Source organism: Anaeromassilibacillus sp. Marseille-P3371, from assembly GCF_900169665.1.
GTDB lineage: Bacteria > Bacillota > Clostridia > Oscillospirales > Acutalibacteraceae > Anaeromassilibacillus.
Genome location: NZ_LT835157.1, coordinates 3,488,788 through 3,503,130, shown reverse-complemented (window position 1 = coordinate 3,503,130; position 14,343 = coordinate 3,488,788). Strand labels below are relative to the sequence as shown.

Sequence of the window (14,343 nt, the reverse complement as noted above, 5' to 3'; positions counted from 1 at the left end):
AGAATGGAAAAGCAGCAGAATCGCCCCGTTTTACCAGGGAAAAGGGGTAGAAAAAGGTTTTTTTAAAAAAAGCTGAAAAAANAAGATTTCGTTAGGAATCGCAGCGAGCGAAACAGACTATGTCCGTACATTGAAAACTGAATAAAGAAGCAGATAGAACGAGAAAAAGAACTTTGTAAAGTTTCGATTTTAAGTGAAATCTACAATTTCAAGAAGAACCAAGAGAAACACATGGTCAAGCTACAAAGAGCGCAAGGGGAATGCCTTGGCACTGAGAGCCGAAGAAGGACGCGACTAACTGCGATAAGCCACGGGGAGCCGTAAGTGGGCGCTATATCCGTGGATTTCCGAATGGAGCAATCCGGCTGGAGTCATGTCCAGTCATCGTACACTGAATCCATAGGTGTACGAGGGGAACCGCCTGAACTGAAACATCTAAGTAGGGCGAGGAAGAGAAATCAACCGAGATTCCGCTAGTAGTGGCGAGCGAACGCGGAAGAGGCCAAACCAGAGGTAGCAATACCTTTGGGGTTCGGACAGCAATATGTATGCAGCGATCTAGCAGAATGGTTTGGGAAAGCCAACGAAACAGTGTGAGAGTCACGTATGCGAAAGGTCAAAGCGACTAGCTGTATCCAGAGTACCGCCGGACACGTGAAACCCGGTGGGAAGACGGGGGGACCACCCTCCAAGCCTAAATACTACTCAGTGACCGATAGTGTAGAGTACTGTGAAGGAAAGGTGAAAAGGACCCCGGAAGGGGAGTGAAATAGAACCTGAAACCTTGTGCTTACAAGCACCGAGAGCTCATCAAAGAGTGATCGGGTACCTTTTGTAGAATGGTCCGGCGAGTGTGTGTAACTGGCAAGGTTAAGGACTTCAGGTCTGGAGCCGCAGCGAGAGCAAGTCTGAAAAGGGCGTATGAAGTCAGTTGTACACGACCCGAAACCGGGTGACCTACCCATGTCCAGGTTGAAGTGGAGGTAAAACTCCATGGAGGACCGAACCGACTCCCGTTGAAATGGTAGCGGATGAGGTGTGGGTAGCGGAGAAATTCCAATCGAACCCGGAGATAGCTGGTTCTCTCCGAAATAGCTTTAGGGCTAGCCTCGTATTAGATTACCGGAGGTAAAGCACTGAATGGTCTAGGGGCCGAGAGGCTACCGAAACCTATCAAACTCAGAATGCCGGATAATTGATGTACGGGAGTCAGACAGTGTGAGATAAGTTTCATTGTCAAAAGGGAAACAGCCCAGACCCACAGCTAAGGTCCCAAAATATTGTTAAGTGGAAAAGGATGTGGGGTTGCACAGACAACCAGGATGTTGGCTTAGAAGCAGCCACTCATTAAAAGAGTGCGTAATAGCTCACTGGTCGAGTGACCCTGCGCCGAAAATTTAACGGGGCTAAACAGTATACCGAAGCTTGGGATTCCGTGAGGAATGGTAGGAGAGCGTCGAATGAGGGGTGAAGTCATAGCGGAAGCGGTGGTGGACTTCATTCGAGTGAGAATGCCGGAATGAGTAGCGCGAAATGTGTGAGAATCATATTGGCCGAAAGTCTAAGGTTTTTGGAGGAAGGTTCGTCCGCTCCAAGTAAGCCGGGAGCTAAGGCGAGGCCGAAAGGCGTAGTCGATGCACATACGGTGGAAATTCCGTAGCCGCCAAAAGATTTAAGATAAGGGACACCCTAGAAAGGCATGACCCGGGCGATGGTCGCCCCGGGCGTAAGGGACCGAAATTAGAGTAGGGAAGCATGCTGGACGGGGGGCGAGAAAAGCTTATTGTATATCTGAGGCGCCCGTACCGCAAACCGACACAGGTAGATGGGAAGAGAATTCTAAGGCCAACGGGAGAAGGGTAGTTAAGGAACTCGGCAAATTGGTCCCGTAACTTAGGGAAAAGGGACGCCACGGAGACGTGGCCGCAGTGAATAGGCCCAGGCGACTGTTTAGCAAAAACACAGGTCTCTGCTAAATCGAAAGATGAAGTATAGGGGCTGACACCTGCCCGGTGCTGGAAGGTTAAGAGGAGATGTGCAAGCATTGAATTGAAGCCCCAGTAAACGGCGGCCGTAACTATAACGGTCCTAAGGTAGCGAAATTCCTTGTCGGGTAAGTTCCGACCCGCACGAATGGTGTAACGATCTGGGCACTGTCTCAATTACCCGCCCGGCGAAATTGTAGTACCGGTGAAGATGCCGGTTACCCGCGACAAGACGGAAAGACCCCATGGAGCTTTACTGCAGTTTAATATTGGGTTTCGGTAATTTATGTACAGGATAGGTGGGAGACTGGGAAGCCAGCACGCCAGTGTTGGTGGAGTCACCCTTGGGATACCACCCTTAAGTTGCTGGAATTCTAACCTGCGGCCGTGAATCCGGCCGGGGGACATTGTTAGACGGGCAGTTTGACTGGGGCGGTCGCCTCCAAAAAGGTAACGGAGGCGCTCAAAGGTTGGCTCAGCACGGACGGAAACCGTGCTTTAGAGTGTAAACGCGTAAGCCAGCCTAACTGCGAGGGTGACGGCCCGAGCAGTAACGAAAGTTGGAGTTAGTGATCCGGCGGTATGAGAGTGGAATTGCCGTCGCTCAACGGATAAAAGCTACCCTGGGGATAACAGGCTGATCTCCCCCAAGAGTCCACATCGACGGGGAGGTTTGGCACCTCGATGTCGGCTCATCACATCCTGGGGCTGTATTCGGTCCCAAGGGTTCGGCTGTTCGCCGATTAAAGTGGTACGCGAGCTGGGTTCAGAACGTCGTGAGACAGTTCGGTCCCTATCTGTCGTGGGCGTAGGATATTTGAGGAGAGCTGTCCTTAGTACGAGAGGACCGGGATGGACGCACCTCTGGCGCACCAGTTGTTCCGCCAGGAGCACAGCTGGGCAACTATGTGCGGATCGGATAAACGCTGAAAGCATCTAAGCGTGAAGCCGACTCCAAGATAAGATATCCCATAGCGTAAGCTAGTAAGGCCCCTTGAAGACTACAAGGTTGATAGGCTGCGTGTGTAAGCATGGTAACATGTTCAGCTTGGCAGTACTAATAGGCCGAGGGCTTGACCATAGTTCCTTGGTTCAAAGCTTTTTCAGTTAGCTTCTATCTTAAATCTTTATTCAGTTTTCAGTGTACTGGCAAAAGACTCATCCAAATCGGATGAGTCTTTTTTTATTGTGTGAATTGTTTGTATATATTGTAGAATTAGAATTGTAAACGGAATTGCTTTTTATTTATAAAATATATGTACGATAATAGAATATGATTGTATTATAAGTAATAGATAATTTTGTTTTGAGACCATTTAAAGAGCGTGATTCCGATGGGCTGTTTATTTTGTTTGAAGAATATTGTGAAGGGTGAAAATAGAAGAAGGTTTTTTATTCTCAAAAGAGAATGGCTATGTGAATCATCCGCCTTTGCATGATGTTGGTTCTCGTCATGGTTTCCATTCCTATGGCAAACGCGGCAGAGATAGACAGCCCAAAAGCTACGTCGAATATAGTTTATTTACAAAGGGATACCGGCGTGGAAGCGATCCAGCTACCGGAGAACGTGACGCAGGCGGATAAAGCCCGGATGCAGAAAAATTTGCTTTTGTACGGAAATCGTGTGCATTCGGAAAGTGAGGTAGCAAAAATTAACCAGGAGGCCGCGGCAAAAGGCGGACTGGTTTATGGCCCTTGGTTTGGCGGAGTCGAAAAATATTATAGTATGTCTACAGCAGAAAGCATGTCTGCTTTGGCGTGGGTGGCAAACGCTGTTGTTCCTATCCTTTCTGCGGCAGGGGCAATTTCTCTTGGAGCTGCGGCAGTGGCAGAGGCACTTTGTTGGGCTGCAGGAATCCCTTCGATCAATCCGCCGGTATTTGGTGCAAGCCCGGAAATAGGCGTTACTATGAAGAAGCAGTATCGGGAGGTTTCTTATTCAGACGGTACATTTGCCTATTACGAAACGGGGTTTTTCGCTCAGGATTTGACGATGGGAGGAACCTACTACGGTTCTCCGGAGGCAATTTTTTCAGGAGGGCTTTACTGAGTGCATTTTACAGAAAAGCTGATCACGTTTTTTCAAGATTACCGGCCTTTGATTGTGATTTTTGGGTCGAGCATGCTTTTTGGCGCGATATTCTTCTTGCCATATGAATACGGTGCGGCAAGGGTTTTGGTGGGATGGCTGGGTGTTACGATTGCGAGTCTCGACTTCTCCAAAGTTCCAAAGCAAGCGGAGAATCGGAACAAAGAGATTGCAAAAACCGTTTTGCGCGCTGTACTTGTGGCGTCAGGGCTCTTTGCCGTTTTTTGGGCGCTGCCTAATATTTTATGGCGTGTGTTTTGCTCTGCGTAATCTGTTTTCCATTTTGAGTATTCTTGTTCAAACAGGGTCTCAAGTACAAGCCATCATAGAGCGCAATAAGGAAGAGGTTCTTACCAACGCGATTCCTATAACGGCTCGCAGGAGGCAATTTGCTTGGGAAGTCTTTGGTGAGGCAGGCACGGATGAAGTTCTATGAATTTTTACAAAAGTAAAGTATGGAATGAATATTTTTAATAGGGACAGCCTCCGCAAAAAGCAGGGGCGTCCCTATCGCTATTAAACTAATTGATATCTACGCTGTATGCGGCATTGTACCGTGGCTAACACTGTTTTATCCGGACAGGTATTGGATTCTTCGATTGTTGCCATCTGGATGACAACGGCGGCCAATACGCACTTTTGTAAAATATCTGAAGATGTGGATGGAAGAAGCGAGGCGATTATAGAAGTATTTCTTTGGAGAACGCTTATCGGGGTTGGCAGTGGCCGTATTTTTGCGCTGCTTGTGTCTCTGCCGTTTGGATAATGGTCACCATACCGCGAATCTTTTGCACAGCACTTAAACCTTTCCTGTATATTCGGTGGCGTGTTGATGTTATTTTTAGGAGGCGACCGCTCTATCCAACTGAGCTACGGGGGCTTATACAGAAAATATTCAATTTTACAGGGCTCCAGGATTCGAACGATTCGATTGTTAGGAGGCGGACCCTCTATCCCGGTGAGGTACGGGGGCATATACAGAAATGATTCAATTTTACAGAGCTCCGGGATTCGAACGGTTCGTTTGTTAGGAGGCGGTCGCCCTATCCAACGGAACTACAGGGACATATACAGAAATGATTCAATTTCAAAGAGTTCCGGGATTCGAACGATTCGATTTTAGGAGGATTCCATTGCATCGTTTCTTGATTCGTATCTATGAACTTGTCCGGCGCTATGGTTTATATGTTGGGGTGCTTCCCTCATTGATTGCACTCATTTTGCCGGAGAAATATTTTTATATCAGCATCCCGCTTCTGCTTTTCGCGATCTTGTTAGACAGCCTGAGCTTCTATTATGGCAGGATTCCGGAAGAGCTTGTGGAAAAGCGCCGGGAGATTGCAAAGGCAACTGTGTATGGCGTTTGCACGACTATTGCGTTATTTGCGGCGTGCTTTTTGGCGGCATTCCTTTTGCATCCGGAAACTTTTGGGAGATAGCGTCAGTTCCTCTGGAGGAGAGGAAAATTGAATTTCTCCGGCTGGCTATGGAATCTAAGTGAAAAATGATGTTTATTAAAACCGGAAGTTCTTGTCAGCTCTTTGGCTCGGTATTTCTTCTTGGTAGTTGGATGATCCTGAAAGCTTTTTTTGGCAGTAGTTGCGGGAACCGCCTATTTGCCGGACTCTTCGTGCATCCCGGAGACGCAAAAAGAGGATAAAAAGGCAATCGTCAAAGCGGTCCTGCGTTCCTTTTTGGAAACGTTGGCAATCTTGGCGGTTGTTTGGGTGGTTTCTTTTCTTGCCCAATGGATACGATGAGCGGCCATCCGGTATCGAAATCCAGTAAATCAATTGGAATGTGTTTGTGGACGAGACATGTCTAGAGATCAAAGGGGGGCAGAGAAACACCTCTAATTCAGACGGAATATTTACCTATTATTGAAGTAACACCAGGTTCCGATTAACGCAATAGATTGGGAGGCACTTCCATGATGGCAAGGAGCGGCGCATTTGGAAAAAAGGGAAAATTTCTAGGAGCAGGGATTGCTGTCCTGGCGGTTCTCTCTTTGCTCTTGTATTATGGGGTGGCGTCGGGAACGGATTTTGTCCGCACAGACCGCCTTTGGAGTTTTGAGTCGAGTGCGAAAATTCTTGCCTTAGGGCTTTCAGTTGCAGTGATTGTGTATTTGGGAATTGATCTTTTGAAAAACCAGTTGAGTTTGCGGCGCTATACACTTTTGGCGTGGGGTTGGTTTGTGATTTTCCTTCTGTTCGCCGGTTTGTTTGCGGTTGTTTTCCCGTCTTCCGCTGGGAGCGGATGGAGCTTTTGTATTTGGGCCTTTCCCAAAATGGTTTGGGCGTCGATTTTTCTGGCGGCGCTCGGTGGATTCCTCCGGATGGCTGCTGGGAGGCAAACCGCGCCGCCGCAAGGCGGTTCCACACGCTGCCTGTTTTTACAGGAGCGGGGAAAATATGGGTGGTTTGCCGCCGCTGCCCTTGTGGGAGTGCTGGCAGAGGGTGCTTGCCGGATCGTTTATTTCATGGGAAACCAGGCGGTCATTTCCCGCCAGGACATGGCCTTCTTTTCGTGGGCTTCCAACGCAGGGACATTTCTGGACGGCCTGTTTCTGGCCCTGTCAAAATGGCTGCTTGCGGGCCTGGCTGTCCTTCTTTTCTATGGAAGGATGCGGCTTTCGGCGTATTTGGCGGGAAACGTCCTGTATTTTGCCATTTTGTTCATGGTTCTTCCCACTCTTCAATGGCTGCTCGATCCCATGTTTGTTCAGAATGTGGTCTTTTCCGTCGGGTTGTCCTTGGTTGGCGGGATAGAAATTGTATTCGCGGTATGCCTTCTATATTTGATAGCTGCCTTTATGCAGGAGAAAAAGGGGAGAACTACCGGATGATGGAAAGAATTTTTGCAGAATGGGGTAAAACTCATAAGAAATGACAAATGATTGCCAATGTGTAACCATTTTACCCGCTGATGAAAGAGGCTCCTTACTTTTCAGTAAAAACAAAACCCCAGCCTTCGGCTGTTTTCTACAGCGAGGCTGGGGATTTTTTGTATATTGCGAAAGGCATTTGAACGAGTGCACTTTTCTATTCTTTACGCGTTGAAGAGATCCTTTCCCATCTTGTTATTTCGTTTTCAGTGTACTTCGGAAAGAGTTCGGTCCAATTGCACAGGCCCTTTATTGTTACCGTAATTCTCTTGAAACTTTTTTAATCCGTTTTCCACAGAGGCCGGCAATGCTGTGGAAAACATTCTCCGCAACCAGATTTTTTGCCCTTATAAAAAGGGTTACTACAAATCTCCTTAGCCTTCCTCCCGGAAACCGGAGGCATAAATCCCAGGGTATATGTCCGAAACTTCCCTTGCCGGTTGAATGAATGCGTGTTCGTATGTACAGCTCCATGGAATGGCCCTTTGGATATTCCCGTCCGGTCCAATGCCATCTACCGTTTCGCCAGATATGAAAAGGCTTACTACAAATCTCCTTAGCCTTCTTCCCGGAAACCGGAGGCATAAATTCCAGGGCGTATATCCAAAACTTCCCTTGCCGGTTGAATGAATGCGTGTTCGTATGTACAGCTCCATGGAATGCTTCTTTGGATATTTCCGTCCGGTCCAATGCCATCTACCGTTTGGCCAGATATGAAAAGGCTTACTACAAATCTCCTTAGCCTTCCTCCCGGAAACCGGAGGCATAAATTCCAGGGCATATGTCCAAAACTTCTCTTGCCGGTTGAATGAGTGCATGTTCGTATTGACATCTCCATTGTATGCCCCTTTGGATATTTCCGTCCGGTCCAATTCCGTCAACCGTTTCGCCAGACTGGATAGGGGAATTGTTTTGGAATAGATACGAGGCCAGGCAGTAGGCATGGTTTACCACATGATTTGGGTCCATTTCATGGAAGTGGTATTGTACGTCTGGAAGGCCAAGCGCGTACATCCCCAAGGTATCTACCACGTTATCCTGTGTGCCCTGTATCCGGAAAAAGCGTGCGTTTACAGCAAGGCGTATAAATGGGTCCTGCTTTTCTGCGAGAATATCACGGACTTGCTGCGCCGTATGCAATTTTCCAGCGGATGGGACCCATACGCCAAGACAGGAAGGGAAGAGATCCATCGCCACCTGAAGCCACTCCAAGAGCATTTGCGAACGCTCTTGGTAGGATAACAAGCTGCTCATAAAGTCAGAAAGCATCACTTTCCATGGGCAACGGTCCAAAAGAGCCTCGCCGTCCGGGATATTCCAAAGTTGGCTGCGCTCCATGAAGCCCAATTTTTCTGTTCCGGACGGCATTTCTTCTGTGAGCAAAATCTGTGCGGGGACCTGCTTGACGTCAGAAAAATCCACAGGATATTTTTTAAGAGCAAACGACCAAAGCCCTTTGGAACAGACAATGTCTACCTGGCCAAATGCCTTTCGCAGAGCTGCATGAACGGTCTCGATCGGGGGACGCTGAGGCTTTTCCGAAAATAATAGATGGATAAAGAAAATTCGCTGAAAATCCCCTTTTTCCTCTAAATTTTGCTGTAAAGGACTCTGCTCCTGCTCCATAGGAGCGTTCACGTTTTTCGTCTGGTCTTTTTCGCCACAATTTTGAAGTTCCATAAGAAGTCCCTTTCTTCCCTTGGCTGTATACGCTTTTGTAGCTTCTTTTTTGAACAGTCTATGAGAATGTCCCCTGTATGATAAGACTCTAAAAGCCTTGTCAGAGATTCCCGAATTCGTCGGGCCGAAAGTAGGTAGTAGAGAACTCCCTGCTAGCCGAATTGACCGCTATTGAAAAACCAATCAGACAAGCGTCAGGTTAGACTTCGGCCGACGGCGCCCGCGACGGCACGCACTTTTTTAACCAGCGCTTGATACTCCGGAATGGTAAGCTGCTGGGCGGCGTCGCTCATGGCGACCTTCGGATTGGGATGTACTTCAATGATAAGTCCATCGGCCCCGGCGGCAATTCCGGCCAGCGATAGGCTTTCAATATAACGCGATTTACCTGCGGCATGGGATGGATCGATGATGATCGGTAAACTGCTGCGCTCTTTGACCACAGCTACAGCAGAGACATCCAACGTATTACGCGTTGCCGTTTCAAAGGTACGAATGCCGCGCTCGCAAAGTACTACATTATAATTTCCTTCGCTCATAATATATTCAGCAGCATCCAGCCATTCCTCAATGGTGGAGGCGATACCACGTTTGAGCAGCACTGGCACCTTGGACCGCCCAATTTCCCGTAAAAGGCGGAAATTTTGCATGTTGCGAGCGCCAACTTGGAACATATCGCAATATTTCGCGGCTGTATCAATCTGATCGTGAGAGATCACTTCACTGACGACCTTGAGACCGGTTGCGTCAGCGGCCCTGCGCAGAAGTTTAAAGCCTTCATCTTCCATCCCCTGGAATGCATAGGGGGATGTGCGCGGCTTATATGCCCCACCGCGTAAAAAAGTAGCTCCAGCGGCCTTAACCCCTTGGGCAGCCTCGAGTATTTGTTCTTCACTCTCAACCGCACAAGGTCCTGCCATTAGAACCAGATCTTTCCCACCAATCTTCTGATCGCCCACCTCCGCAATACGGCCATCCGGACACATTTCGCGGCTGGCAAGCTTATAGGAATGCATAATGGGCACACATTTCTCGACGCCGTCCATCAACTCTAGGTTGACATCGGCCAACTTGCTTTTATCGCCTAGTACACCAATAATGGTCGCCTGAGCGCCGGTGGAGAGGTTTGCTCCGAGGCCGTGTGCTTTCAGGACATCAACAATTCTATCCACGTTCTCCTGCGAGGAGCCGTTTTTCATGACAATAATCAAGTAATCACTCCCTTTGATACTTTTATAACTTTATGCTTTAAAGTGCTAAATAATATTATACGAAAACGATTTATAAAAAACAAGTGGGAAATAAAAAATTCTCCGATATGATTGTCCCCAGGGAGAACGTTGTCATGTATAGACCTGAAATCAACAAAAATCTGCTGAAAGATGACAAGGGGTATCCTTTTAAAGGCAAAAAAATATAAAAAAACAGCCACCCTATTGGGTGACTGCTTTGATGTTGGCACCTTCCTATTGTCCCAGGCCGTTGCCAGCCAAGTATCGTCGGCACTAATGAGCTTAACTTCCGTGTTCGGGATGGGAACGGGTGGACCCTCATCGTCATCGACACCAACTATTTATTTTGTTTGTCGCTCTCACCGGCGACTTCTAAATAATATCACAGAAAGTTTGAAAATGCAAGCACTTTTTTAAATTTTTTGAAATTTTTTTGGCGGTAACCGGATTTCCTTTTGTAAGTTTCTGTTTACATGAAATATCGTTACGAAATTCAGCCGATTGGTTCTGTTTGGTTGGTGGTTGGTTATTTTATGTCATAAAATGAAGTCTTTCTATAAAGGAGTGGAATGGAATCCATCTTTTCATTGTTTGAAACCTACGATGCATAACAATTTTTGTGGTGCTGGTTATATCAATAGCAATCTAAGATTGGATATAATTCGATCATTCACAGATTTGTATAAAAGTTCTTTACAATTCTTTTGATAAATGGTAATATATTGCCAAAGAAAGCAAAGGCACAAAATAGTTCGCCAACCCCATTTTTTCGATACTAAGATTCCGTACAAAAATCCTGTTTAGGATTTGTGCCATTTTATAGGGGGCCCAAAAGGAGGAAATTTGCTGGGGAAATTCCATATCAAACGATTTCCCACAGGGGGCGTTCTTATTCACGTGCAATTTGCTAAAAAATTCTGCGACTCTTGCAAACGATCACATGAAGAAAGGAAGGATGTCTCATGAAGAAACTCCATCGTTCCGCACTTGCGATGTTCCTGTGTTCCACACTTGTAACGGGGACAATCCCGGGTGGGGCGTTTGCGTCAGCAGACGTACAGGAGGATTCCATTCTTGCCCCAGAGCCGATTGGCTACGCCAACGTGCTGGACATGACCGCTGTTCCCACCCCACAGATCTATGGCGACTACAGCACCAACAAATACAACAATTTCTGCGATCTAGGGTCCTGGCACGGCTACTACCTGCATACACAGGACAACACAGAGGCTTATGGCGGCTTTGCCGGCCCGGTGATCCTCGCGGAAGAGTACCCGGTGAACCTCTCGGATTGCATCGGCAAATGGGTAATCGAGGGGACGGACGGCACAGTCTATGACCTGGCGGACGCGGAAGCCACTGTCAACGCCTATCCCGGCAAGCTGGTACAGGGCTATGCCATGGAGGACATCGACCTCAAGCTCGAATTAATCTTTGTTAGCGACCGCACCGCCTTAATCCGCACGACCATTGACAATAAGACGGATGAGGCGTTGGAACTGAGCCTCAAGCAGACCGGAAGAATCTTCGACACATACAGCGGAGGATCTCCTATGGGAACCTCTCTGGCGGCGACGGACGACGGTGTGGCCGTAAACTTCCAGACCATCCGTTCCATCTGGAGCTACATGACCACGGAGGAGAACAAGTTCAACATCCGCTTTGATCAGCCCGTCACAACAGAGGTTTCCGAGGATGAACTCTCCTATGAAAGCACTTTCGAAGAGCCCATCACTGTGGAGCCGGATGAGCCCTATGTGACGTATCAGACGCAGAGCTTCACCTTCACGGATGAAGAGGCCGCAGAGGAAGCAGACAAGTCCACCGATATGCTGGTTGGCGGCGACGGCTATTTTGTAGAAAACAGCGAGCGTTGGGAGGGCTATGTCGAAACCATCGACAACGCAGACGTGGATCAGGCGTATAAAAACGCGGCTGTAAAAGCCGTCGAAACCTTGATGACCAACTGGATCAGCGCAGCGGGCGCCCTGCAGCACGGCGGCATTGTCCCGTCCAAATCCTACCAGTGGTTCATCGGCCTGTGGGGATGGGATTCCTGGAAACAGGCGACCGGCATGGCCCGCTTTAATCCCGAGGCCGCAGAGGATAATATCCGCGCGCACTTCGATTATCAGATTACCGCAGACGACCCGGTCCGTCCGCAGGATGTGGGCACCATCGTCGACTGCATCTTCTACAACCTTGGGCCGGAACGCGGCGGCGACAGCGGAAACTGGAACGAGCGCAATTCAAAGCCAGCGTTGGCTGCCTGGGCAGTCTACAACGTCTACCGGCAGACGGGCGACATCAGCTTCCTGGAAGAGATGTATCCGAAGCTGGTCGCGTATCACAATTGGTGGTACACCAACCGCGATGTGGACCACAATGGGATTGCGGAATATGGCGCCATGGTCCATGATTCCCATTACTTATACGACAATGAAGGAAATATCCAGCTGGACAAAAACGGCGAGCCGCTTTTTGACGAGGATGCAGTGATTGAAGCTGCTGCTTGGGAAAGCGGCATGGACAATGCGACTCGTTTTGACAAAGAGGGGAACGGCCCGGATGACATCGGCGTGCATGTCTTCCCGGTGCGCAATTCTGACAACGAGATCGTCGGCTATAGTATCAACCAGGAATCCGTGGACCTGAACTCCTATCTCTACGCAGAGAAAGCGTTCCTGATGTCCATGGCAGAGGAGCTTGGCTACGACGAAGACGTTGCCAAGTACGAAAAAGAAGCGGAATATGTCCGCGATTATATCAACACGAATATGTACGATGAGGAAACCGGCTTCTACTACGATCTCCAGACCAACGAAGACGGCAGTGAAAAGAAGCTGCTGGTCAACCGCGGCAAGGGCACAGAGGGTTGGCTCCCGCTGTGGGCAAAGCTCGCCACGCCGGAACAGGCTGCGCGCGTTGCCGAGAACATGCTGGACGAGGACAAATTCTACCGCCCGGTTCCGTTCCCGACCGCTTCAGCAGACAACGACAAGTACAGCCCGAGCACTTATTGGAGAGGCCCGGTCTGGCTGGATCAGGCGCTCTACGCGGTAGAGGCATTGCAGAACTACGGTTACAATGAGGAAGCCAGGGAAGCGGCCTACCGCCTGTTCGACAATACGGAAGGGCTGCTGGGCGACGGACCCATCCGCGAAAACTACAACCCCGAGACCGGAGAAGGCCTGCACACTAAGAACTTTAGCTGGTCCGCGGCGGCATTCTATCTGTTGTTCGAAGATACACTGGCCGGCAACGAGACCACCTCGCAGGACGCCCTGCCGATTCCAGGGTCGGAAGAACAGAACCTGACGGTGGGATACAACAACAAGGACGTAACGTTGAAGGTGGACGGCGAACCGCAGAAGATCGCAGATCTGACGGGCGAGTTTACGCTGGAAGACGTGGCAGAGGGAACGAGCGTAGAGCTGACCTTTGAACCGCGCGTGGCAGGCAAGAACTTCCGCTCGGTGGCGGTCAACGGCCAGGAGGAACTCATCAGCGGCGATTCGTATACCTACACAGTAGAGATGACGGGCGAAGGCGTCGACTTGGACTTCGTATTCGAGGTGACGGACAAGCGGATTCTGGAGCAAACCTATCAGTATGCAAAGCCCTATGTGGATGATGGGACGGTCGATTCGTTGGTCACCGAGGCGAAAGAGGCCTTCATGGAGGCATATGGCGCAGCGGAGGATGTGCTGAACAATACAGCAGCGACGCAGACGGAGATTGACAAGGCTTGGAGCGATCTGCTGAACGTACTGCATTATCTGAACTTCCAGCCGGGCGATAAGAGCGCCCTGGAAGAGCTGTACAATATCTTGAGCAACCTTGTGGAAGATGACTTCACAAGCAGCAGCTGGACCTTGTTTGAAAAAGCGATGGAGCAGGCAAAAGAAGTGGTCGAAGACCCGGAACCGTTGGAGGGTGACATCACAAGGGCATATGAAGACCTGACAGCTGCGTCCAAGCAACTGATTCGCGCATCGGACGTCAGCAATTTGAATACCGCCATTGAAAAGGCGGAAGAAATCAAAACGGACATCGAAGCGGGCAAATACCTGCCGGACGGACAGGAAGCGTTCCTGGAGGCATTGGAAGCTGCCAAGAAGCTGGACAAGGATTCCCCACAGGCAGAAGTGGACCAGGCCGCGAAGGATCTGTTGCAGGCGATGTCGGCCCTGCGCAAGAAGGCGGACAAGACGGAACTGGAAGAGTTGCTGAAGGAAATCAATGCGCTCGATCCGTCGAAATATACAGCGGCAAGCTATGCAGCAGTAGCAGAGGTCAAAGAGGTTTTGAACGCGTTGATGGCGGATGACAGCCTGGACGCGGAGGAAGGCCAGAAGAAGATCGATGCAGCTGTGGCGCAGGCACGCGAGGCACAGAACAACCTGGTGAAGGTTGATACCAATAAGCCGTCCAAGGGCAGCAGTTCTGGCAGTTCTTCTGCAAACGCGA

Annotated in this window: 9 protein-coding genes and 2 rRNA genes; 8 read left to right on the top strand and 3 right to left on the bottom strand. The window is 49.3% G+C overall.

The features are described 5' to 3' along the window. Positions 1-233: 233 nt before the first annotated feature. The 7 genes from B9Y59_RS14705 (at position 234) to B9Y59_RS14680 (ending at position 6,922) form a co-directional block, all read left to right on the top strand. Positions 234-3,066: ribosomal RNA gene (locus B9Y59_RS14705) — 23S ribosomal RNA — on the top strand. A 459-nt stretch (positions 3,067-3,525) separates the two neighbouring features. Further along, positions 3,526-4,035 carry a hypothetical protein gene (locus B9Y59_RS14700; protein WP_143255332.1) on the top strand — a complete coding sequence of 170 codons (510 nt, stop codon included), beginning with the start codon at positions 3,526-3,528 and terminating at the stop codon, positions 4,033-4,035. Further along, positions 4,036-4,344 (top strand): hypothetical protein, encoded by a 309-nt coding sequence (locus B9Y59_RS14695; RefSeq protein WP_085534385.1) that lies wholly within the window; start codon positions 4,036-4,038, stop codon positions 4,342-4,344. Positions 4,345-4,630: 286 nt separating this feature from the next. After that, positions 4,631-4,840 carry a hypothetical protein gene (locus B9Y59_RS14690; protein WP_085534383.1) on the top strand — a complete coding sequence of 70 codons (210 nt, stop codon included), beginning with the start codon at positions 4,631-4,633 and terminating at the stop codon, positions 4,838-4,840. Between the two features lie 367 nt (positions 4,841-5,207). Next, positions 5,208-5,513, top strand: a complete 306-nt coding sequence (locus B9Y59_RS14685) for a hypothetical protein (RefSeq protein ID WP_085534381.1) — start codon at positions 5,208-5,210, stop codon at positions 5,511-5,513. Positions 5,514-5,663: 150 nt separating this feature from the next. Beyond that, positions 5,664-5,834 (top strand): hypothetical protein, encoded by a 171-nt coding sequence (locus B9Y59_RS15930; protein WP_153802365.1) that lies wholly within the window; start codon positions 5,664-5,666, stop codon positions 5,832-5,834. 170 nt (positions 5,835-6,004) lie between these two features. Beyond that, positions 6,005-6,922, top strand: a complete 918-nt coding sequence (locus B9Y59_RS14680) for a hypothetical protein (RefSeq protein WP_085534379.1) — start codon at positions 6,005-6,007, stop codon at positions 6,920-6,922. A gap of 777 nt (positions 6,923-7,699) precedes the next feature. Here the strand turns inward: B9Y59_RS14680 and B9Y59_RS14675 are convergent. From B9Y59_RS14675 to rrf, 3 genes are all read right to left on the bottom strand, one after another. Next, positions 7,700-8,641: a DUF4261 domain-containing protein gene (locus B9Y59_RS14675; protein ID WP_242967333.1), complete on the bottom strand. Its 942-nt coding sequence runs from the start codon at positions 8,639-8,641 to the stop codon at positions 7,700-7,702. Between the two features lie 194 nt (positions 8,642-8,835). After that, a complete protein-coding gene (gene aroF, locus B9Y59_RS14670) occupies positions 8,836-9,852 on the bottom strand; it encodes a 3-deoxy-7-phosphoheptulonate synthase (protein WP_054325012.1) in 1,017 nt (338 codons plus the stop codon). Positions 9,853-10,094: 242 nt separating this feature from the next. After that, positions 10,095-10,211: ribosomal RNA gene (rrf, locus tag B9Y59_RS14660) — 5S ribosomal RNA — on the bottom strand. Between the two features lie 624 nt (positions 10,212-10,835). Between rrf and ygjK the strand changes: the two genes are divergently transcribed. Next, a partial coding sequence (gene ygjK / locus B9Y59_RS14655; RefSeq protein ID WP_158089056.1) for an alpha-glucosidase occupies positions 10,836-14,343 on the top strand: 3,508 nt, incomplete at its 3' end.

Excerpts from the sequence above, each read along its gene's own strand:
- B9Y59_RS14675 (WP_242967333.1), bottom strand. The coding sequence starts at position 8,641 with ATGGAACTTCAAAATTGTGGCGAAAAAGACCAGACGAAAAACGTGAAC.
- B9Y59_RS14680 (WP_085534379.1), top strand. The coding sequence starts at position 6,005 with ATGATGGCAAGGAGCGGCGCATTTGGAAAAAAGGGAAAATTTCTAGGA.